Here is a 20,327-nt window from a genome sequence, read left to right as displayed (position 1 = left end):
CCTGCGATGGCCATACAATTTTCGCCTGATTGATCGTCCCTCGTGCTATCGATCCCGGCCCGGCAAGGTCCTCGAGACGCATCTCCCCGATGATGTCGCCGGCCATGCCGACCGCGAAACCCACCTTGAAAACCGCTTCCTTCAAGAGACATCAGATGTGGCTGAGTGAATTCGAGATCGTCCTGCGCGACCGTGTCGTCCCGAACGGCGCCGTCAGGATCGAAGACGGCCGGATTGCCGAAATCCGCGACGCGCCGGTCGAGCATGCCGACATTGAGGGCGGCGGGCGCCTGCTGCTGCCGGGCTTCATCGACATGCATGGCGACATGGTGGAGAAGGAAGTCGAGCCGCGCACCGGCGTCCACGTGCCGATGCGGATCGGCATCGCCGAGCTCGACAAGAAGCTTGCCTCATGTGGCGTCACCACGGCCTATGCCGCGCTCTCCTTCATCGGCGCCAGTGTCACCAGCGGCGTGCTGCGCTCGGAAGATCATACGTCGGCGATCATCGAGACCATCGCCGAACTGAAGGACGACCTGCTGGTCGACCACCGCATCCATGCCCGCTTCGAGGTGACCTTCACCCCCGCGATCACCATGCTGCAGAAGCTGATGGACGCGGGCCGGCTGCACCTGATCTCGCTGATGGACCACACACCCGGACAAGGACAATACCGCGACGTCGAACTCTACATCGCCCGCATCGCCAACGAGCGCGGCATGTCCGTTGCCGCGGCCTCCGAGGTCGTCGGCAAGCGCATGGCCGGCCGCAAGGGCCAGGGCGATGTGCTGAACGCGCTGCAGGACCTGTCGGCCCGCGCGCGGGCCCATGGCGTCGTGCTGGCCTCGCATGACGACGACACATTGGAGAAGGTGGAGCTCGTCCATGGCCTGGGCGCCGCGCTCAGCGAATTCCCGGTGACACTCGAAGCAGCGCGCGAAGCCCGCAGGCTCGGCATGTACACCGCCATGGGCGCACCCAATGCGTTGCGCGGGGAATCCTATTCCGGCAATCTTTCCGCGCGACAGGCCTACGAGGCCGGGCTGCTCGACATGCTGGCCAGCGACTACCACCCGGCCTCGATCCTGCCGGCCGTGCTCGGCCTGGCGGAGCTGCGTGGCCAAGGGCTGGTGACAGCGGCGGCGCTGACAAGCGCCAATCCTGCCGGGGCCCTGGGGCTCACCGACCGCGGCGCCATCGAGCCCGGCCTCCTGGCCGATCTCGTGGTGGCCGACCGCCATCCGGTGCCACGCGTCCGTGCCACCTTCCGCGCCGGCCGCATGATTTACGGCGACGGCACGCTGGCACCGGCGCGGCAACGCGCTGGCCATGCGGCTGAACGGGTACCGGCTGGGTTCGAATTGCGCTGAAGCTGCTCCAGGAAAGTGTGAGACGGCGACTTGGCTAGACGTCGAGCGTGACCGCCATGCCGCGCACCTCGGCCATTTCCAGCAGCAGGTCCTGCAGGGTTTCGACGGTCAGCGCGGCACCGGTCATGGCCAGGAGCTCGGCGATACTCTCTTTCATGGAAATGACCGCGACTCCGGTTTTCTCCGAAAGCAGTCGTCCAATGGCCGCGCGGATAAGGGCATTCTGGTCAGACATGATTCCCCCTCATGCTGGGATAATGGCGGTGTTTTCTTCAATGATATGCTTTTGGCGCAACTTCTGCGAGCTTCAACTTACGCTTGCAAGCCGTCCAGTTGACGATCTTTCAAGCCATTTCGTTGGCGCCAGCAGCCCAGCATCGTGAGTGACGGCGGCATTGACCCGGCTCCAGGCCGGAAAGCATCCATGGCGGCGAGCAGGGCCAGCGGCACTTCGTGCCGGTAGAGCCCGATGAATGTCCTGCCTCCCACCGTCGCCGGCAATTCCGTGAATCGGTCGAAAATCGAATACGTGCCTGTCGGCTCGTTCAGGATCTCAAAACGGTCCAATGCAAACCTCGCGTCCCCCCGGGGGCCGTTAACGCAACCGCTCGCCGGAGGTTGCAACGGGTGATGCTTTTCTTATCCTAATGGAACGTATATGCCAGCAGCCTCGCCTGCCGGGCCTACGTCACGCGGGGGACGCACAAAAATCGCTTGGCAACCGCCATCTGAACACGGCTGGCGGCCGCAGGAACAACACGTTCCGACAAAGACTGCTTGTTGGCCCTTGCCGAAGCCGGCGGCCTCGCTCATCCATGGCCTGGAAACGCCCAGGGACCAGAAGATGACCGATGCCAGCCTTCACATCGTCGAAGCCACCATCGAACAATTGCGCCATGCGCTCGACGAGGGTCTCGTCACCAGCGTCGAATTGGTCGGGGCGTATCTCAGGCGCATCGCGCATTTCGACCGTCACGGCATCAGCCTCAACGCCGTTCCAGTACTCAATCCTGATATGTTCGAGGAGGCCGCCGCTTCCGACCGGCGGCGCCGCGACGGCGCTTTGCTCGGGCCGCTCGACGGCATCCCCTACACCGCCAAGGACAGCTACAAGGTCAAGGGCCTGACGGTCGCCGCCGGCTCGCCGGCCTTCGAACATCTCGTCGCCAATGAGGACGCCTTCACCATTGCCCGGTTGCGCGCCGGCGGCGCGGTGCTGGTCGGCCTCACCAACATGCCGCCAATGGCCAATGGCGGCATGCAGCGCGGTGTCTATGGCCGCGCCGAAAGCCCCTACAATGCCGATTACCTGACCGCCGCCTTTGCCTCGGGCTCGTCCAATGGCTCCGGCACGGCGACATCGGCCAGTTTCTGCGCCTTCGGGCTTGGCGAGGAAACCTGGTCGTCCGGGCGCGCGCCGGCCACCAACAACGCGCTGGTCGCCTACACGCCCTCGCGCGGCGTGATTTCCGTGCGCGGCAACTGGCCACTGGTGCCGACCATGGATGTCGTGGTGCCGCACACGCGCAGCGTGCCCGACATGCTCGAACTGCTCGATGTCATCGTCGCCGACGATCCTGAGACGCGAGGCGACTTCTGGCGCGCGCAGCCCTGGGTCGCGCTGCCCACGAGTTCGGAGGCGCGGCCGCCACGCTACACCGAATTGACGCTCGCGGGTTCACTGAAGGGCAAACGGCTCGGCGTGCCCCGCATGTATATCGGCCGCGACAGCGAGGCAGACCGGCCGATCGAAACCCGGGCCTCGGTGCTTGCGCTGTGGGAGCGGGCAGCGGCCGACCTTGGAAGGCTGGGCGCCGAGGTGGTGGAGGTCGATTTTCCCGTCGTCTCCAATTATGAACGCGACCGCCCCGGCGCGCGCACCATGGTAGAGCGCGGGCTGGTGCCGCCGGATTTCGCCGACCGCGAAATCTGGGACCTCTGCATCTGGGGCTGGGACGATTTCCTGCGCGCCAATGCCGACCCGGCGCTGCTCGATCTCGCCTCGGTCGACGGCCCCAGTATCTTTCCGCAGTCGCCCGGCACGCTGCCCGACCGTTATGAAGGCGGCTTCGATGTCGCTGAATATGTCGAGCGCGCGAAATCCGGCGTCACGCCGTTCAGGGACATCCCGACTATTGCGGATGGGCTGAAGGGGCTGGAAACAACGAGGCGCGTCGATTTCGAGGACTGGCTGGACACACAGGGCATCGACGCCGTCGTGCTGCCCGCCGTGGCCGATGTCGGCCCCGCCGACGCCGACATCAACGAGGCGTCGGCCGCGCTCGCCTGGCGCAACGGCACCTGGGTCGCCAACGGCAATCTGGTCTGGCGTCACTTCGGCATCCCGACCGTCACCGTGCCGATGGGCACCATGGCCGATATCGGCATGCCCGTCGGCCTCACCTTCGCCGGCAAGGCCTATGACGACGAAAGGCTGCTGCGCATGGCCGGCGACTATGAACGCGCCACGCAGCGCCGCACGAGCCCGCCACGCACGCCGGAACTGGCCGATGATGTGTTTTCAGGCCGGCCCGCTCAAGCCGGCGGCGGCAAGGCGCCACCGCTCGCAATCGCGCTTGCCGCCGAGACGCGGACTTCGGGCGATCGGGACGAGATCGCGATCACGCTCGACCTGCCGGTCGAGGCGGAGAACGCCAGCATCAAGGTGCACGTCAACGGAGAGCCCGTCGCCATGCACCGCAGCGGCGGGCGCTTCAGCGGGCGGGCGCTGGTTCCCATTGCCGAGCACAAGCAGTTCCACAGCGTCTGGCGCGGCTCTTATGGCTCGATCGTGACGGCGGTGGTACGGCTCCAGGATGGGCGCGCCGCCGGTGCCTATCTTGTCACCGGCGGGATTGGATGAGCGCCGGGGACTAGGAAGGCAGCGAAGCCAGCCATTCTTCCCAAAATTCCTGTTGCATATGAACGAAAACCGGAATCACGTCGACGCCATCATCAAAGATGTCGACCAAGTCGGTCTCCTGGGGAAACCGCCCCATCTTCACCTTGCAGGCTATCAATCCGCGACTTTTCTCCATCACGGTATTCTCGGGATAAACATTGGCACTTGCCCCGTAACAGAAGGGCAGCAAACCGTCGGCTTCGAGTGCCTGACGGATCTGGAACAGAGCCTCGAGAAAGTCTTCCTCTTCGGCCTTGATGACCTTGTCTCGGTAGCCGCATGTGAGGCTGCAGACGGCGCCGTCGACATGCAGTGTAAACACGGCTTCCTCGTCTCCGCCCGTGCCCCCTCCGATCAAGAATACAGTCCGCTGATGATCCATTCCATCCCCCTTTGCTATTCAGCGGACGGTAGTGCGGTGATGGCCGCTTTTCCAGCATGGCAGGGATGCGGGTACCGCAGCGGCCAGAGATCAACCTCGCGCCGCCCAGAGCAAACCGCGTTCCACGATCAGCGCCATCTCCGGCACCGCGAACTCATCCGCCGTGTGCCCAAGCGAACTGTAGAAAACCTTCCCCGCGCCATACCGCCGCTTCCACACCACCGGCATGACGGCCCCGCCAATGCCCGGGAAATGCGCATCGCTGAAAATCGTCGTCGCGAGCACCTCGTTGCTCGGGTCGACATGCATGTAATACTGCTCCGACCGGTAGGCGAAGTCGCCGATCCCCCTGGTGATCGGATCGTCCGGCCGGGTAATGACCACCTGATAGTCGATGATGTTGCCGGGATGCGCGACCCACTGGCCGCCGGTCATGAACTGGTAGTCGGGCTCGTTGCGAAAGCTGTCGCCCATCGTGCCGTGGAAGCCGCCGAGCCCGCTTCCGCCGCGAACAGCCTGCGTCAGGTTCTGAAGCTCGGCCTTCTCGATCGTCGACATGGTGATGACGGGCACGATCAGATCGAAGGAAGGCAATTGCGGATCGGCGAACATCGCCGTGCCCTCGCCCAGCGTGACATCAAATCCGTTGCGCTCAAGCAGTTTGCGCACAACCTCTGCGCTGCGCTCGGGCGTGTGGCCTTCCCAGCCGCCCCAGGCAATCAGGGCCTTCTTCGCCATGCCGTGAACCTCCCTGAACCGCGCGCCTCGGGGATGGTTACACGGCGTGGCCGTCAGCGCCAGCCCAGTGCCGGCGCGACATGGGTCAGGATCGCCTCGATGACATGGGCGTTGTAGTCGACGCCGAGCTGGTTGGGCACGGTGAGCAACAGCGTGTCGGCCTCGGCGATCGCTTCGTCCTGCGCCAATTCCTTGATCAACACATCCGGCTCGGCGGCATAGCTGCGGCCGAAGATCGCCCTGGTGTTCTCCTCGATGAAGCCGATCTGGTCGCGGCTTTCGTTGCCACGCCCGAAATAGGCGCGGTCGCGATCATCGACCAGCGCGAAGATGCTGCGGCTGACCGAGACGCGCGGCTCGTGGCTGTGCCCGGCCGCCTTCCAGGCTTCGCGATAGATCCGGATCTGTTCGGCCTGCTGGATGTGGAACGGCTTGCCGCTTTCGTCGAATTTGAGCGTCGAGCTCTGCAGGTTCATGCCGAGCTTGGCCGCCCATTCCGAGGTAGCGTTGGTGGCGGCGCCCCACCAGATGCGCTCGCGCAGGCCTTCCGAATGCGGCTCGAGCCGAAGCAGGCCGGGCGGGTTGGGGAACATCGGCCGTGGATTGGGTTGTGCAAAGCCTTCGCCGCGCAGCGTGTCGAGAAAGACCTCGGCGTGATGCCGCGCCATGTCGGCGTCGCTTTTGCCGTCCTGCGGCTGGTAGCCGAAATAGCGCCAGCCATCGATCACCTGTTCGGGCGAGCCACGGCTGATGCCGAGCTGCAGGCGGCCTCCGGCGATGATGTCGGCGGCACCCGCGTCCTCGGCCATGTAGAGCGGGTTCTCGTAACGCATGTCGATGACGGCGGTGCCGATCTCGATGCGGCTGGTCTTGGCGCCGACAGCCGCCAGCAGCGGGAACGGCGAAGCCAGCTGGCGGGCAAAATGATGCACGCGGAAATAGGCGCCGTCCGCGCCGAGCTGCTCGGCGGCGACGGCGAGATCGATGGATTGCAGCAGCGCGTCGGAAGCCGAGCGCACCTGCGATTGCGACGAGGGCGTCCAGTGCCCGAATGACAGGAAACCGATTTTTTTCATGGCCCTGAAGTATATGCGAGCAGCGCGTGCTTCAATGCCAAAACAGCGGGGTTACACACCGTCGCCTTGAGCAACACCAAAGGACGCCGTACACAGGGGTTGACCGGCCGCGTCGTGTCTCATGCCGAGGGGCCGTCGATCGCCTGCGGTCCCGCTGAAAGGCAATGATTGGCGATTTGTGAAGTGGTCCATGGCGGTTCGGCAGATCATAAGGTTCCCCAATCCCCTCCTCCGCGCCGTGGCGGAACCTGTACAGCTGTTCGACAGCGACCTGCACGGATTGGCCAGCGACCTCGTTGACACCATGCACGCGGCGCCCGGGATCGGCATCACCGGCCCGCATGTCGGCATTCTGAGACGCCTGGTCGTGATCCAGCTTCCTTCCGCCGCAAAACCGGGGATCTATGTAAATCCGTCGATCATCCAGGCCTCGACCGAAATGATCCGTCAGGCGGAAGGCAGTGTTTCGATGCCCGGCGTCACGGAGGACGTCGAGCGCCACGCCCGCATACGGGTCCGCTATCAGGATCTGGATGGCAACGAGCGGTTCGAGGACGCCGATGGCCTGCTGGCGGTTTGCCACCAGCATGAGATCGATCAGCTGGACGGGCTCTTCTGGACGCAAAGGCTGACACGCCTGAAGCGCGACCGGCTGGTCAAGCGATACGGCAAACTGATGCGAGCGTCGTAGACGCCACGACTAACCGCGGGGAACCGGCACTGGCCGGCAACATCGTGCGGCGCTGATTGCAAGGCAGCCGGAAACCACGGCGCGCTGGCTGGTCGATGCCGTGCTTTCCGGCGACGGTAATCCAGGCCAGGAATGGCTGCGCCCCGACCGCTTTGCGGGATGGGGAGCAGCCTGAACCTCTCCGGCCTTCATTTCCCGCAGTGATGGTCGTTGATCTTGTTCGTCGCGTTCGCGTCCGGGCTCACCCTGTCGTAGGAGCAGGCGCCGGCGGCGGTCGTGAAAAGCTGCCGGTCGTAATAGCGCGGGCCACCGAACAGGAAGCCGATGAGATCGTCATCGGCGGGAACGTAGCGTTCGGACCCAGCCTGGCTGTAGTATTGGCTCTGGGTGTGGTGGTGGCGATGTTTGGCTCCGGCAAATGCCGGCGCGGACACGCCACAGGCCATCGCCAGGGCAAGAGCGCAGATCGCAAAGCGTTTCGTCGTCATCGGCAACACCCTTCTGGCCATTTGCATTCCTATATAGGCAAAATCACCAGCCGAACAAAGGTTACCAGGCAGCGGTTTACCTGTCCCGCGATTTGCCGTCCGCCGGAGCGAACTGCACAGCGCATCAGAAAATCGAAATTGCCCCTTCCGCCCCGAGCCGCAATGGTCTTCAGGGAGGCAGCCGGCTCAGGGCTGTGGAGGAAACGCCGGAGCGGCAACGCCGCTCGGGCAAGCTGCCGCTTGAGGCTGGCAGCGAGGGAGGAATGAAATTGGCTGGTTCGGGCAAATCCGACGGCGCGCGCATGGGCATCAAGATGTCCCAGGAGCTCGTCGTCGTCGCGATCTCGGTCATCCTCTTCCTCGTCTTCTCCGCGACGCTCAACAATTTCCTGACCCAGGGCAACATCATTGCCATCCTCAAGAACGTCTCGATCCTCGGCACGCTGGCGGTCGGCATGGGCTTCATCGTCGTCGGCCGCGGCATTGATCTCACCATGGTGGCGGTGATGGTGGTCGGCGTCGCCTTCAGCATCTGGATTTCCACCTGGGGCGTGGACTTCACGCTGGCCGTGGTCTGCGGCGCCCTTCTTGCGGCGGCCATCGGCCTGTTCACCGGCATCATGGTGGCGATTGCCGAAATCCCGCCGATCTTCGCCACGCTGGCCATCGCCTCCTCGGTCTATGGCTCGGGCCGCATCGTCTTTGCCTCTGACGTGCTCTATGCGCCATCAAACATCGCCTGGCTGAAATTCATCGGCAGCGGCACCATCCTCGGCATCCCGATGGTCGTGGTCATCTTCGCGGCGGTGGCGGCGCTGATGGGCTTCTTCCTGCGCAAGACCCGCTTTGGACGGCTGGTCTACGCCACCGGCGACAATCCGAACGCGGCCCGCACCACCGGCCTCCCGACGCGCCCGATCATCGTGACGCAATATGTGCTGAGCGCGCTCATCGCCTTTACCGCCGGCATCATCATGCTGGGGCTTGTCACCGGCATCGACACGCGCCTCTACAATTCCAGCCTGATCTACGACGTGCTCTTGGTCGTGGTGCTGGGCGGCATCGGCCTCTCCGGCGGCCAGGGCGGTGTGCGCAACGTCATCGTCGGCACCATCCTGGTCGGCATCCTGACCAATGGCATGACCATCCTGAACTTCAGCTACACCAGCCAGAACCTGATCAAGAGCGTGATCCTGCTGGGTGCGCTGGCGATCGACGCCATCATCAATCCGCGTGACGAGCAGACCTCGCAAAGCGGCGACATCTGAAAACATCAAGCCGAAACATCAATCAGGGAGGAAACCATGAAGTTGTTCAAGAACTGCCTGTTCGCGGGCCTGACGGCGCTGACACTGCTCAGCGCCGCGAACGTCACCACCGCGCAGGAAACCGACCAGGTCGGGCGTGCGCCCTACCTGGAATCGCTCAAGGGCAAGAAGGTGATCTTCGTGCCGATCTCGCAAGGCATGGACCTCAACCAGTCCTGGGTGGTGGTGTGGCAGCGCCATGCCGCCCGCTATGGCTTCAGCATCGAAGTGCGTGACCCCAACGGCGACACCAATGCCGGCATCCGCGCCATGCAGGGCGCCATCGCCGAGAAGCCGGACCTGATCATCGTGCAGAACCCCGACGTGCAGACCTATGCCCGCCTGCTGAAGCAGGCGCAGGCCGCCGGCATCAAGGTGCTGCAGGTCAACATGCAGTCGGCGACCCAGACCGACTCCTATGTCGGCAATGACTGGATCGAGATGGGCCGCCTCGAAATGGGCGAACTGGCCAAGCACTGCACCGGGCCGAATGCCGTCTCGCACAAGGTGGTCTGGCTTGCCGGCGTGCAGACGGGTGCGGCCAACATCTACATGCGCACCGGCATCGATGAGGTGCTGAAGGCCAATCCCGAACTGCAGCTCGTCTCCGACCAGCCGGCCGACTACATGAGCGAAAAGGCCCGCCAGATCACCGAGACGGTCCTGCAGCAGCATCCGGACCTGTGCGGTATCATGGGCATCTGGGACAACGCCGAAGTCGGCGCCGGTGCCGCTGTCGCGGCCGCCGGCAAGCAGGACCAGGTGACCATCGTCACCAATGGCGCGGGCAGCGCCACCGGCTGCGAGAGCATCAAGAACGGCCTGCTCGATGTGATCTTCAACTTCAACTCGCCCATCCAGGCGGAGATCGCCGCGCAGCAGATTTCGGAATTGCTGCAGCATCCCGAGCGGCAGGCGGGCAGCGAGAAGACCATCTTCTTCGGTCCGATCACCCGTGTCGACAAGACCAATGCCACCGGCAGGAACTGCTGGAAGCTGGACGAGCTCAAGTAACGGACTGTCCTGATGAGCATGGCCGAAAGCCTTGTGCGCTGGCGCTACCGCCTGCTCCCCGACCACGTGGTCGGGGAGATCCTGACCAAGAAGTGGATCGACAGCGTCATCCCCTTCACGGCGCTGGTCATTCTGTGCGCGATCTTCGGCTCGATCGTGCCGGGCTTCTGGAGCGTCGCGACGCTGACCAATCTCAGCGGCCAGACCGCCGAGCTCGGCCTGGTCGTGCTCGGCATGACCATCGTCATGGTCTCGGGCGGCATCGACCTGTCGGTCGGCTCGACCTTCGCTCTGGCCGTGCTGGTGACGCTCTACGGCATGAATGTCGGGCAATGGAGTTTCGGCACCGGCCTGCTGGCCTGCCTCGGGCTGGGCATCGTCTGCGGCGCCATCAACGGCTTCCTGGTAGGCTTCCTGCGCATGCGGGCATTCCTGACCACGCTGGTGACGCTCATCATCTACCGCTCGACCTTCGACGTCATCTTCCCGCGGGTCTCGACGCCGATCGTCACCAGCGGGCCGGATTCGCCGATCTATGATTTTCTCGGCTTCGGCACGATCTGGGGCGTGCCGACCTCCTTCGTCGTCTTCGTGGTCATCGCGCTGGTGATCCATCTCGTCCTGTCGCGCGCCCGCTATGGCTGGCGGCTGTTCGCGGTCGGCGGCGCGCGCCGTTCCGCCTACAATGCCGGCATCAATGTGCGCTTCACCTTGTTCAGCGCGTACGTGCTGTGCTCGGTGCTGGTCGCGCTCTCCGGCTTCTTCTTCTCGGCCCGCATCGGCAGTGCCGCTTCCGATATCGGCACCGGGCTCGAACTGCAGGTGCTGACCGCGACGGTGCTCGGCGGCATCTCGCTTGGCGGCGGGCGCGGCTCGGTGGCCAAGGCATTGATGGGGACGATCTTCGTGCTCGTCCTGTCGAACAGCCTGCTCGCCCTGGCCGTGTCCGGCCCGGTCAACTACCTGATCCTCGGTCTCGTGCTGCTGTTCTCGGTCCTGCTCGACGTCCGCTGGGTGAAGAACCGTCACAAGATCCTGCGCAGCGTCTACATCTCGCCGACCTTCGCCAAGATGCGCGAGCCGATCTCCACCGCGCCGGGCACGCCGATAGCGGTGAACGACAGGCTGAAGGATGTCGGCGTCATCGGCCTTGGCGTCCTCGACGGCGCGGAGGATGTCATCTTCGACCGCCAGGACCGGCTCTACACCGGCACCCGCCAGGGCGACATACTGCGCTTCAAGCCGCCGCATTACACCGAGAGCGAAGTGTTCGCCCATATCGGCGGTTCGCCGCTCGGCATGGCCTTCGACCGCGACGACAATCTGGTCATCTGCGTCGCCGGCATGGGCCTCTACCGGGTCGCTCCGAATGGCGATGTGAAGCTGCTGACGGCCGAGACCAACCGCTCGCTGACATCGGTCGTCGACGACTCGACCATGAAGCTCGCCGACGACTGCGACATCCTGCCCGATGGCCGCATCGTCTTCTCTGAGGCCACCGTGCGCTTCGAGATGCATGACTGGTACGCCGATGCGCTGGAAAGCCGCGGCAACGGGCGCATCATCGTCCACGATCCGAAATCCGGCTCGACCCGCACGCTGCTGTCGAACCTGGTCTTCCCCAACGGCATCTGCACGGCCTTCGACGGCCAGTCCGTGCTGTTCGCCGAAAGCTGGGCCTGCCGCATCAGCCGCTACTATTTCGACGGCCCGAAGAAGGGCAAGGTCGAGCGTGTCATCGAGGGCCTGCCCGGCTATCCCGACAACATCAACAGGGCTTCGGACGGCACCTACTGGCTGGCCCTGATGGGGATGCGCACGCCGGCGCTCGACCTGTCGCTGGAAATGCCGGGCTTCCGCCGCCGCATGGCGCGGCGCGTCTCGGAAGATGCCTGGCTGATGCCCAACCTCAACACCGGCTGCGTGCTGCGTTTCGACGAAAAGGGCCAGATTCTCGAAAGCCTCTGGGACCGCGCCGGCGAGAAGCATCCGATGATCACCTCGATGCGCGAGCACAAGGGCGTGCTCTATCTCTGCGGCATCTTCAACAACCGCATGGGCACGCTGCCGCTCAAGGGCGTCGATCCCAACTGGTTCAGCTCGGATTCCTACTGGGGTAAAAAGGCATGAGCGCCGTGAGCCAGCTTTTCGACCGTTTTCTCGGCCGTGGCGACTGGGCGGTGACGGTGCCGACGCTTGACGGCCCCTTGCTGCCCAACCAGGGCCTCGAGGAAGCCGAGACCTTCGCCAGCCTCGCCGAGGCTGACAATCTCGTGCGCACCGACAAGGGCGTGCTGGCGACCAGTGCCGCCTCGCTGGTGCGCTTTGGGGCCGACGGCCATGCGGAGGTGCTGCGGGAACTCCCCGGTGAGATCACGGCACTTGCCCATGCCCGCGGCATGACCGCGCTGGCGATCGACGGCAAGGGTGTCGTCATTCGTGGCGGCCTGCATGACGGGCGCGAGGCAACAGGCGACGAAGCGCGGCGGCTCTCCTGCATCACCGCCCTCACCTTCCTCGACAGCAATAGCCTGCTGATCGCCAATGGCTCGGCGTCGGTACCCGCGGCCGGCTGGCGCCGCGACCTGATGCAGAAGAACGCTTCCGGTTCGCTCTGGCGTCTTGACCTGAAGAGCGGCCGGCTGGAACTGATCCGTGACGGCCTCGCCTGGCCGGCCGGCATCGCCACCACCGGCTCGAACCGCATTTACGTCACCGAAGCCTGGCGCCATCGCGTGCTGGCCATCGACCTTGCCACCAAGGCGACAATGCCGGTTCTGGAACACCTTCCGGCCTATCCCGCGCGCATCGCGCCCGCCTTCAATGCCGGCTACTGGCTGACCTTCTACTCCGTCCGCAACCAGCTGGTGGAGTTCATCCTGCGCGAGGAGGCCTACCGCAAACGCATGCTGGCCGAGGTCCCCGAAGCCTATTGGATGGCGCCGTCGCTGAGTTCATGGCGCGACTACCGTGAACCGATGCAGGGCAGCCAGCTCAAGCAGATGAATGTGCTGAAGCCTTACGCGGTCACCCGATCCTACGGGCTGGTGGTGCACTGCGACCAGAACATGAAGCCGCTGTCGAGTTTCCATTCGCGCGCCGACGGCACGGTGCACGGCACCGTGAGCGCCTGCGAGGCGGGTGACGACCTGCTGGTCGCCTCGCGCGGCGGCTCGAGGGTGGTGCGCGTGGCAGGCGCCGCCGGCGGCAAGCGGGGTTAAGCGATGTCGGATAACATCATCGAGCTCAGGGACGCCACCAAGGCCTTCTCGCGCATCCCCGCCTTCAAGAACGTGAACTTCGACCTGCGCAAGGGCGAGATCCACGCGCTGCTCGGCGAAAACGGCGCCGGCAAGTCGACGCTGACCAAGGTCATGGCGGGCGTGTTCAAGCTGACCGAGGGCAAGATGACCTTCGACGGCAAGGACGTGTCCTTCGCCACGCCCGCCGAAGCGTTGCGCGCCGGCATCGCCATGGTGTTCCAGGAGACCAATCTGGTGCCGGCCATGACAGTTGCGCAGAACCTCTATCTCGGCGAGGAGAAGATGTTCAACCGGCTGCGCGGCCTCTACATCCAGGCCCGGCAATTCCTCGCCGGCATGGGCTTTCAGGTCGACCCGACCGCGCAGGTCAGCACGCTGGGCGCGGCGCACAAGCAGATGGTGGAGATCGCGCGCGCCGTCCACCACAAGGCTCGCGTCATCATCTTCGACGAACCGACCGCGACGCTGACGCCTGAGGAGAAGAGCCACTTCTTCAACCTGCTGCAGCGCCTGGTCAAGGAAGGCATCGCCATCATCTTCATCAGCCACGCGCTGGAAGAGGCGCTTGAAGTCGCCGACCGCATCACCGTCATGCGCGACGGCGAGATCGTCGCTTCCGGAGACGCCAAGGGCTTCACGCGCGCCACCATCGTGCAGGCGATGGTCGGCCGCACCCTGACCGAAACGCTGCATGGCGAGGTCAAGCGCGCGGCGCGGCCCTATGGCGACAAGGTACTTTCGGTGGAGAACCTGTCCTGTGCCGGCCTGGTGCGTAACTCGTCCTTCTCGGTCTTTTCGGGCCAGGTTACCGGCATGTTCGGCCTCGTCGGCGCCGGCCGCACGGAAATGGCCAAGGTCGTTGCCGGCCTGTTGAAGCGCAACATCTTCCACGGCGGCGAAATCCGCCTGCTTGGCAAGTCGGTGCGCTACCGCGTACCGAGGCCGGCGGTACGCGACGGCATCGTCTATGTCACAGAGGACCGCAAGCTCGACGGCTTCTTCGAGACCATGACGGCCGGCGAGAACCTGCAGATCGGTGAACTCACCGAAGGCGCCAACCCGGTCTCGATGGTGTCGCTGGCGCGCGCCAGGCAGCTTGCCCGCGAATGGGGCGAGCGGCTCAGCCTGCGGCAGACCAGCGACCGCGCCCGGATGATCGAACTTTCCGGCGGCAATCAGCAAAAGGTCGTGATCGCCAAGTCGCTGATCCAGAAGCCGAAACTGGTGATCTTCGACGAGCCGACGCGCGGCGTCGACGTCGGCGCCATCGTCGAGATCCACCAGCTCATCAGCGATCTCGCCGACCAGGGCATGGCCGTAGTCGTCATCTCTTCCTATCTGCCTGAAATCCTTGCCGTTTCCGACCGCATCCTGGTCGTCAAGCGCGGCCGTGTGGTCGAGGAGATGATGCTGTCGGAAGCGACCGAGGAACGCGTCATGTTCGCCGCCGTGCACTGAGCGCCGCCAAGAGGAAAAAGGTTCGCTGGCTAAGCCAGGACCAATGCCTGGCCAGCCCTATTGCCTTGCAATCGGTTCCGCGTCTGAATAGGTCAGGAGGTCAGATCACCTGCCCGAGCGGACATGTCGAGCATCAACCTCAAACTTCTGCAGACGTTCCTGCTAGCCGCCGAAAACGGCAGCTTCCGTCGTGCCGCCGAAGAGAGCAACCGCTCGCCATCGGCGGTCTCCATGCAGATCCGCGACCTCGAGGAGCAGATCGGCATCTCGCTCTTCATCCGCACCGCGCAGCGCGCCAGCCTGACGCCGGAGGGCCAGGTCCTGTTCGAGGAGATCGCCAATGCGATGTCGCAGGTGCAGACCAGCCTCGACCGGCTGACCGAGATCGCCGCGCGGCGCAAGGGCAAGGTGCAGATCGCCTGTGCCCCGACGCTTGCCGCGAGCCGGCTGGGCGACATATTGGCCACCTTCAAGCTGCGCTATCCCGGCTCGGTCGTCGAGGTCATCGAGACCCCGCCGCAGGCGGCCCTTGGCCTTTTGCAGCAGCAGGAGGTCGAGTTCTACATCGGCCCCGAACTGCCGAACCTGACCGACTTCCAGTTCGAATCCATCCTCGACGATCCGCTGATGGCCTGCATTCCCACCGAAATATACGGCGGCGAGAAGAAGCTGCTGCTCTCCGACCTGCTGCGCTATCCCTTGATCCTGCTCAACCGCAAGACGGCGGTGCGCGGCCTCGTCGACCGGCTGACGGCGGCCGAAGGCATCGAGCTCAAGCCGCAATACGAGGTCGAGAGCGCGCAGACCGCGGTGGCGCTCGCCTCCTCAGGGTTGGGTGTCTGCGTCGTGCCCGGCATCGCCATCTCGCGCAATGACGAGCGCATGCGCGTCGTGCCGATCGACCACCGCGACGCCCACCGCTCCGTCGGCATCATCACGGCGCGGGGCTACGTGCACCACTCCTTTTCCGAACAGCTGATGAACCTCATCCGCACCAATCTGCGCGAACTGGCACACTGAGCACCGCCCACCCAGCGCGCACGCCAGGGGTGTGTCGAGATTCAGGTCAGGCCGAGTCGAAAATGGCTGATGCCGAGAACCGGAGCGGAGCGTACTTTTCGTACGTGAGCGCCGGAAGCGCAGGCATCAGCCATTTGCAGGCCGGCCTCACCTGAATACCGGCACACCCCGTCAGTCGGTCTGGATCCAGACTGCCTTCGTCTCCAGATACTCGTGCAGGTGCTCGATGCCGCCCTCGCGGCCGTAGCCGGACATCTTCATGCCGCCGAACGGCACGGCGGGATCGATGGCGTGGTACATGTTGACCCAGACCGAGCCGGCCTTGATGCGCCGCGCCAACTTGTGCGCGGTGCCGAGATGGGTGGTGAAGATACCGGCCGCCAGCCCATAGGGCGTCGCATTGGCGCGCGTGACCGCTTCGTCGAGCGTGTCGAAGGGCATCGCGGAAATGACCGGCCCGAAAATCTCCTCGCGCGCGATGGTCATCTTGTCCGACACCGCGCCGAAGACCGTCGGCGCGATGAAATTGCCGCCATCGTAGAGCTCGCCCGTCAGCCGCGAGCCGCCGGCGACCAGTTCCGCGCCCTCGGCGCTGCCGGCCTTGATGTAGCCCTCCACCTTGCCGGCCTGCCTGGCATTGATCAGCGGCCCGATTTCGGTCTCCGCCTCGATGCCGTGGCCTATGCGCAATTTACTGGCGAACTCGGCCACCCGGCGCACGAACTCGTCATGGATCTCGCGCGCCACGAACAGCCGCGAGCCGGCGATGCAGATCTGGCCCGAATGCACGAATACCGCCATCGCCGCGACCGGGACGGCCTTGTCGATGTCGGCGTCGCGGCAGACGATGATCGGCGACTTGCCGCCGAGTTCCAGCGACACGCGCTTGAGATTGGTGACCCCTGCCCGCGCGATGGCTTGGCCGGTCAGCGTCGAGCCGGTGAAGACGATCTTGTTGACGTCGGGATGTTCGGCCAGCCGCGCGCCGGCCTCGGCCCCGGTGCCGGTGACGATGTTGACGACGCCGTCGGGCACGCCGGCTTCCTGCATCAGCCTGGCGATCAGCAACGGCGTCAGCGACGCATCCTCGGAAGGCTTCAGCACGATGGTGCAGCCGGTGGCGAGCGCCGGCGCGATCTTCCAGATCGAGGCGGCGGTCGGCGCGTTCCAGGGAATGATCGCCCCGACGACGCCGACCGGCTCGCGCCTTGTGAAGGAGACGATCTCGCCTGGGATCGAATTGTCGATGGATTCGCCATGCAGCGCCGTCGCCATGCCGGCATAGAAGCGCAGCATGCCGATGACGCGGCGCCGGTTGGCCAGCGTGCGCGTGATCGGCAGGCCCATGTCGAGCGTGTCGGAAACGCTGAGCTCTTCCCAATGCGTCTCGAACAGATCGGCGATGCGCAGCAGCACGCACTGCCGCTCGTAGGGCGAGAATTTTGACCAAGGTCCTTCGAACGCCGCGCGTGCCGCCTTGACCGCGGCATCGATGTCGGCCGCGCCGCCGCGCGGCACCGTCGCCAGCACCTCGCCCGTTGCCGGGTTGAGCGCCTGCATTTCCTGGCCGGACTGCGCCGCGACCCACTTGCCGCCGATGAACATCGGCCGGAATTCGCCATGGTAGAGCGTCGTGGCCTTCGCCCTCGGGTCGAAATTCAGCGTCATCGCGTCCTCCTCACGAATTCCGTGGCGACTATTACTCCCGCTGCCGGGGACCTCAAACAAGGAAAGCTAAAAGGGCGTTCAGATAATCGGACTGTGCAATCACGGCGACTTCCCCGATGGTGCCGGCAACGGAGGAACAGATATGAGACTTGCTGGCAAGGTCGCCATCGTCACCGGTGGCGGTTCGGGATTTGGCGAAGGCATCGTCAGGAAATTCGTCGCCGAGGGCGCCCTGGTCGTGCTGATGGACCGTGATGAGGCGGCAGCGGCCAGGGTCGCCAGCGAGATCGGCGAAAAGGTGCGGCCGATCACCGGTGACGTCTCGACACTGGAAAGCTTCGAGGCGGCCGCCGATCTCGCCCGGTCGGCCTTTGGCGGCCTTGACATTCTGGTCAACAATGCCGGCGTCGCCCAGCCGCCCTTGCCGCTGGAGACGATGGACGAGGGCCTGTTCGACAGGATCGCCAACGTCAACATGCGCTCGATCTACAATGGCTCGCGCGCCGTGGTGCCGCATTTCAAATCCATCAAGTCGGGCGCGATCCTCAACGTCGCCTCCACAGGCGGCGTCTCGCCGCGCCCGAACCTCACCTGGTACAACGCCTCCAAGGGCTGGGCGATCGCCGCGACCCGGGCCATGGCGGTGGAACTCGCCCCCTTCGGCATCCGCGTCAACGCCATCAATCCGGTCGCCGGCGACACGCCGCTGCTGTCGACCTTCATCGGCTCAGGCGAGGAGAACCGCGCCCGCGTCGTCGCCACCATCCCGATAGGCCGGCTGTCGACGCCCCAGGACATGGGCAACGCCGCCGCCTTCCTGTGCTCGGACGAGGCCAGCATGATCACCGGCGTCGACCTCAACGTCGATGGCGGCAAGTGCATCTGAGAAACTGTTGTCCATGAGGTTTTGGCGATGAAGGATATCTACGAAATCGCCGTGGTGCATGGCGACGGCATCGGCCCGGAAGTCTGCGCCGCCACGATCGAGGTGGTGAAGGCCGCGCTCGGGCCTGACAGCCCGCTGCGCTTCAGCGAATATCCGGCCGGCGCCGAGCACTTCCTGAAGACCGGCCAGAGCTTTCCCGAACCGACCTTCCAGGCCTGCCGGGCGGCGGACGCCATCCTGCATGGCGCGGGCGGCCTGCCTGGCGTCGTCCATCCCGACGGCACCGAAGCGGGGCTGGATTTCACGCTCAAGCTGCGCTTCGAGCTCGACCTCTACGCCAACATCCGCCCCATCAGGCTCTTCGAGGGTGTTGAGAGCCCCTTGCGCGGCGTCAAGGCCGGCGACATCGACTACATCATCCTGCGCGAGAACAGCGAAGGGCTCTACGCCGCGCGCGGCTCGGGCGCGCTGCTGCGCGGCGAGGTCGCGGTCGATACGCTGGTGCAGACCCGCACCGGCATCGAACGTATCGTCCGCAAGGCCTTCGAACTGGCACGCCAGTCGGACGGCGCGCCACGCGACGGCGTGCGCCGGGTGACTTGCTGCGACAAGGCCAACGTGCTGCGCAGCTATGCCTTTTTCCGCTCGGTCTTCGACGAAGTGGCCAAGGACTATCCCGACATCGCGACCGAATATGCGCTGGTCGACGCCATGGCCATGCACCTCGTGCTGAAGCCAGGCCACTTCAATGTCATCGTCAGCGAGAACATGTTCGGCGACATCCTGTCCGACCTTGCCGCCGCCACCGTCGGCGGCATGGGCATGGCGCCCTCGGCCGAGATCGGCGACGCCAACGGCTTCTTCCAGGCAGCACACGGCTCGGCGCCCGACATTGCCGGCAAAGGCATCGCCAATCCCTATGGCACCATCCTGTCGGCCGCCTCCATGCTCGACTGGCTCGGCCACAAGCATGGCGACGCGAAGCTCAACCAGGCAGCCGGGCGCATTCGAAGCGTGACGGAAGCCTGCCTTGCCGGCGGCCTGCTCAGCGCCGACCTGAAAGGCAGCGCGTCCACCCGCCAGATAACCCATTCAGTCTGCGACCGGCTCGCGGCCGCGGCGTGAGGTCTCACGCCAAAGCCGCTGGCCGGGACAAGTTTGCGCCTGCTTTGCCAAAGCCGATCCTATAGCCTTCGGCCAATGTCGAATGAGGCTGAAATGACGAAGCTCAAGATCAATCTGATTGGGCCCGGCAAGGTGGGCCAGACCCTCATGCGCCGGATCGTCCTGGCCGGCGGGCACGAGGTTCAGGACATTGCAGGCCGCGACGTGGAGGCTGCCTCCCGGGCGGTTCAATTCATCGGCGCGGGAACCGCCGTTTCCGCGCTTGCCGACATGCGACCGGCCGATCTCTGGTTGCTCACCGTGTCGGACACGCGGATCGCGGACGTGGCGGCCCGGCTTGCGGAACTGGCCCCGGACCGGCCCTCCATCGCCGTGCATTGCAGCGGCTTCCTGCCGGCGGCCGAGATGCAGCCCTTGCGTGCCCTCGGCTGGCATCTGGCTAGCGTCCATCCCGTGCTGACATTCGCCGATCCGGCAAGGGCTGTCGGACAGTTCGAAGGGACACTTTGCGGCGTGGAAGGCGATACCGAGGCTGTTACGGTTGTCGATGCGCTGATACGCGACATTGGCGGCCAGCCGTTTCCGCTCAGCTCGCAACACAAGGCGATCTACCACGCGGCCGCCGTGTTCTCGAACAATTTCACCGTGGTGCTGCAGGCGGTGGCGCGGGAAGCCTGGGCGCGCGCCGGCGTTCCAGAGGAAATCGTCGGGCAGCTGAACGCGCGCCTGCTTGCCGCCACGGCCGAGAATGTCGGAAGGCTGGGGCCGGCCGCGGCGCTGACCGGACCGGCGGCGCGCGGCGATCTCGCGATCGTCGCACAACAGGAGGCGGCGGTGCGCTCTTGGCATCCGGACGCCGGCAAGGCCTATGCCGAGCTCAGCCTCCTTGCCGGGCGCCTCAAGCGGACGGGCACGACGCTCGAAACAGGCGGGGTTTGA

19 protein-coding genes are annotated in these 20,327 nt (G+C 65.0%); 12 read left to right on the top strand and 7 right to left on the bottom strand.

What is annotated here, in order from left to right; genetic code table 11:
* The first annotated feature begins 155 nt into the window (after positions 1 to 155).
* The gene (locus EB230_RS13475; protein WP_056570828.1) at positions 156 to 1,370 is read left to right on the top strand and encodes an alpha-D-ribose 1-methylphosphonate 5-triphosphate diphosphatase; all 1,215 of its coding nucleotides are present in this window, start codon (positions 156 to 158) and stop codon (positions 1,368 to 1,370) included.
* 34 nt (positions 1,371 to 1,404) lie between these two features.
* Here EB230_RS13475 and EB230_RS13470 read toward each other — a convergent pair whose 3' ends face one another.
* Together EB230_RS13470 and EB230_RS13465 are read right to left on the bottom strand one after the other, a co-directional pair.
* Entirely contained in the window at positions 1,405 to 1,605 is a 201-nt protein-coding gene (locus tag EB230_RS13470) for a hypothetical protein (protein ID WP_056570827.1), read from the bottom strand.
* A gap of 77 nt (positions 1,606 to 1,682) precedes the next feature.
* Positions 1,683 to 1,937 (bottom strand): hypothetical protein, encoded by a 255-nt coding sequence (locus EB230_RS13465; RefSeq protein ID WP_056570826.1) that lies wholly within the window; start codon positions 1,935 to 1,937, stop codon positions 1,683 to 1,685.
* Between the two features lie 277 nt (positions 1,938 to 2,214).
* Between EB230_RS13465 and EB230_RS13460 the strand changes: the two genes are divergently transcribed.
* Positions 2,215 to 4,233, top strand: coding sequence for an amidase (locus EB230_RS13460; RefSeq protein ID WP_172372648.1), 2,019 nt, complete (start codon positions 2,215 to 2,217; stop codon positions 4,231 to 4,233).
* Between the two features lie 10 nt (positions 4,234 to 4,243).
* Here EB230_RS13460 and EB230_RS13455 read toward each other — a convergent pair whose 3' ends face one another.
* The 3 genes from EB230_RS13455 to EB230_RS13445 all read right to left on the bottom strand — a co-directional run bounded on the left by EB230_RS13455 (position 4,244) and on the right by EB230_RS13445 (position 6,468).
* Positions 4,244 to 4,654, bottom strand: coding sequence for a hypothetical protein (locus EB230_RS13455; protein ID WP_172372646.1), 411 nt, complete (start codon positions 4,652 to 4,654; stop codon positions 4,244 to 4,246).
* A gap of 90 nt (positions 4,655 to 4,744) precedes the next feature.
* The gene (locus EB230_RS13450) at positions 4,745 to 5,392 is read right to left on the bottom strand and encodes a ThuA domain-containing protein (protein ID WP_172372644.1); all 648 of its coding nucleotides are present in this window, start codon (positions 5,390 to 5,392) and stop codon (positions 4,745 to 4,747) included.
* A 53-nt stretch (positions 5,393 to 5,445) separates the two neighbouring features.
* On the bottom strand, positions 5,446 to 6,468 hold the full coding sequence (locus EB230_RS13445) for an LLM class flavin-dependent oxidoreductase (protein WP_172372642.1): 1,023 nt from the start codon (positions 6,466 to 6,468) through the stop codon (positions 5,446 to 5,448).
* Positions 6,469 to 6,658: 190 nt separating this feature from the next.
* On the opposite strand from EB230_RS13445, the gene EB230_RS13440 reads away from it, so the two are divergent.
* Entirely contained in the window at positions 6,659 to 7,159 is a 501-nt protein-coding gene (locus tag EB230_RS13440; RefSeq protein WP_056570823.1) for a peptide deformylase, read from the top strand.
* A 188-nt stretch (positions 7,160 to 7,347) separates the two neighbouring features.
* Here EB230_RS13440 and EB230_RS13435 read toward each other — a convergent pair whose 3' ends face one another.
* Positions 7,348 to 7,647 carry a hypothetical protein gene (locus tag EB230_RS13435; protein WP_056572038.1) on the bottom strand — a complete coding sequence of 100 codons (300 nt, stop codon included), beginning with the start codon at positions 7,645 to 7,647 and terminating at the stop codon, positions 7,348 to 7,350.
* A gap of 263 nt (positions 7,648 to 7,910) precedes the next feature.
* Between EB230_RS13435 and EB230_RS13430 the strand changes: the two genes are divergently transcribed.
* The 6 genes from EB230_RS13430 to EB230_RS13405 all read left to right on the top strand — a co-directional run bounded on the left by EB230_RS13430 (position 7,911) and on the right by EB230_RS13405 (position 15,709).
* Positions 7,911 to 8,915 carry an ABC transporter permease gene (locus EB230_RS13430; protein ID WP_056572036.1) on the top strand — a complete coding sequence of 335 codons (1,005 nt, stop codon included), beginning with the start codon at positions 7,911 to 7,913 and terminating at the stop codon, positions 8,913 to 8,915.
* Positions 8,916 to 8,951: 36 nt separating this feature from the next.
* Positions 8,952 to 9,968 (top strand): sugar ABC transporter substrate-binding protein, encoded by a 1,017-nt coding sequence (locus tag EB230_RS13425; protein ID WP_056570822.1) that lies wholly within the window; start codon positions 8,952 to 8,954, stop codon positions 9,966 to 9,968.
* Between the two features lie 12 nt (positions 9,969 to 9,980).
* Positions 9,981 to 12,098 carry an SMP-30/gluconolactonase/LRE family protein gene (locus EB230_RS13420; RefSeq protein WP_056570821.1) on the top strand — a complete coding sequence of 706 codons (2,118 nt, stop codon included), beginning with the start codon at positions 9,981 to 9,983 and terminating at the stop codon, positions 12,096 to 12,098.
* The gene (locus tag EB230_RS13415) at positions 12,095 to 13,189 is read left to right on the top strand and encodes a hypothetical protein (protein WP_056570820.1); all 1,095 of its coding nucleotides are present in this window, start codon (positions 12,095 to 12,097) and stop codon (positions 13,187 to 13,189) included. The genes EB230_RS13420 and EB230_RS13415 overlap by 4 nt, the downstream gene beginning before the upstream one ends.
* Positions 13,190 to 13,192: 3 nt before the next feature.
* Positions 13,193 to 14,689 (top strand): sugar ABC transporter ATP-binding protein, encoded by a 1,497-nt coding sequence (locus EB230_RS13410; RefSeq protein WP_172372640.1) that lies wholly within the window; start codon positions 13,193 to 13,195, stop codon positions 14,687 to 14,689.
* Positions 14,690 to 14,812: 123 nt separating this feature from the next.
* Positions 14,813 to 15,709, top strand: coding sequence for a LysR family transcriptional regulator (locus EB230_RS13405; protein WP_172372638.1), 897 nt, complete (start codon positions 14,813 to 14,815; stop codon positions 15,707 to 15,709).
* 171 nt (positions 15,710 to 15,880) lie between these two features.
* Here the strand turns inward: EB230_RS13405 and EB230_RS13400 are convergent, their stop codons facing one another.
* Positions 15,881 to 17,377, bottom strand: coding sequence for an aldehyde dehydrogenase family protein (locus EB230_RS13400; RefSeq protein WP_056570817.1), 1,497 nt, complete (start codon positions 17,375 to 17,377; stop codon positions 15,881 to 15,883).
* A gap of 142 nt (positions 17,378 to 17,519) precedes the next feature.
* Between EB230_RS13400 and EB230_RS13395 the strand changes: the two genes are divergently transcribed.
* From EB230_RS13395 to EB230_RS13385, 3 genes are all read left to right on the top strand, one after another.
* On the top strand, positions 17,520 to 18,263 hold the full coding sequence (locus EB230_RS13395) for a glucose 1-dehydrogenase (protein WP_172372636.1): 744 nt from the start codon (positions 17,520 to 17,522) through the stop codon (positions 18,261 to 18,263).
* Positions 18,264 to 18,290: 27 nt separating this feature from the next.
* On the top strand, positions 18,291 to 19,388 hold the full coding sequence (locus EB230_RS13390) for an isocitrate/isopropylmalate dehydrogenase family protein (RefSeq protein ID WP_172372634.1): 1,098 nt from the start codon (positions 18,291 to 18,293) through the stop codon (positions 19,386 to 19,388).
* Positions 19,389 to 19,481: 93 nt separating this feature from the next.
* A complete protein-coding gene (locus tag EB230_RS13385) occupies positions 19,482 to 20,327 on the top strand; it encodes a Rossmann-like and DUF2520 domain-containing protein (protein ID WP_172372632.1) in 846 nt (281 codons plus the stop codon).

Origin of the sequence: Mesorhizobium sp. NZP2234 (genome assembly GCF_013170765.1) — a bacterium.
GTDB classification, from domain to species: domain Bacteria; phylum Pseudomonadota; class Alphaproteobacteria; order Rhizobiales; family Rhizobiaceae; genus Mesorhizobium; species Mesorhizobium loti_D.
This window is presented reverse-complemented; position numbering and strand designations above follow the sequence as displayed.

Bases quoted from the DNA above. Each gene is read 5' to 3' on its own strand.
- EB230_RS13420 (WP_056570821.1), top strand. From the start codon at position 9,981: ATGAGCATGGCCGAAAGCCTTGTGCGCTGGCGCTACCGCCTGCTCCCC.
- EB230_RS13395 (WP_172372636.1), top strand. From the start codon at position 17,520: ATGAGACTTGCTGGCAAGGTCGCCATCGTCACCGGTGGCGGTTCGGGA.
- EB230_RS13390 (WP_172372634.1), top strand. From the start codon at position 18,291: ATGAAGGATATCTACGAAATCGCCGTGGTGCATGGCGACGGCATCGGC.
- EB230_RS13455 (WP_172372646.1), bottom strand. From the start codon at position 4,654: ATGGATCATCAGCGGACTGTATTCTTGATCGGAGGGGGCACGGGCGGA.
- EB230_RS13475 (WP_056570828.1), top strand. From the start codon at position 156: ATGTGGCTGAGTGAATTCGAGATCGTCCTGCGCGACCGTGTCGTCCCG.
- EB230_RS13415 (WP_056570820.1), top strand. From the start codon at position 12,095: ATGAGCGCCGTGAGCCAGCTTTTCGACCGTTTTCTCGGCCGTGGCGAC.
- EB230_RS13460 (WP_172372648.1), top strand. From the start codon at position 2,215: ATGACCGATGCCAGCCTTCACATCGTCGAAGCCACCATCGAACAATTG.
- EB230_RS13435 (WP_056572038.1), bottom strand. From the start codon at position 7,647: ATGACGACGAAACGCTTTGCGATCTGCGCTCTTGCCCTGGCGATGGCC.
- EB230_RS13405 (WP_172372638.1), top strand. From the start codon at position 14,813: ATGTCGAGCATCAACCTCAAACTTCTGCAGACGTTCCTGCTAGCCGCC.
- EB230_RS13385 (WP_172372632.1), top strand. From the start codon at position 19,482: ATGACGAAGCTCAAGATCAATCTGATTGGGCCCGGCAAGGTGGGCCAG.
- EB230_RS13445 (WP_172372642.1), bottom strand. From the start codon at position 6,468: ATGAAAAAAATCGGTTTCCTGTCATTCGGGCACTGGACGCCCTCGTCG.
- EB230_RS13430 (WP_056572036.1), top strand. From the start codon at position 7,911: ATGAAATTGGCTGGTTCGGGCAAATCCGACGGCGCGCGCATGGGCATC.
- EB230_RS13470 (WP_056570827.1), bottom strand. From the start codon at position 1,605: ATGTCTGACCAGAATGCCCTTATCCGCGCGGCCATTGGACGACTGCTT.
- EB230_RS13410 (WP_172372640.1), top strand. From the start codon at position 13,193: ATGTCGGATAACATCATCGAGCTCAGGGACGCCACCAAGGCCTTCTCG.
- EB230_RS13400 (WP_056570817.1), bottom strand. From the start codon at position 17,377: ATGACGCTGAATTTCGACCCGAGGGCGAAGGCCACGACGCTCTACCAT.
- EB230_RS13450 (WP_172372644.1), bottom strand. From the start codon at position 5,392: ATGGCGAAGAAGGCCCTGATTGCCTGGGGCGGCTGGGAAGGCCACACG.
- EB230_RS13425 (WP_056570822.1), top strand. From the start codon at position 8,952: ATGAAGTTGTTCAAGAACTGCCTGTTCGCGGGCCTGACGGCGCTGACA.
- EB230_RS13440 (WP_056570823.1), top strand. From the start codon at position 6,659: ATGGCGGTTCGGCAGATCATAAGGTTCCCCAATCCCCTCCTCCGCGCC.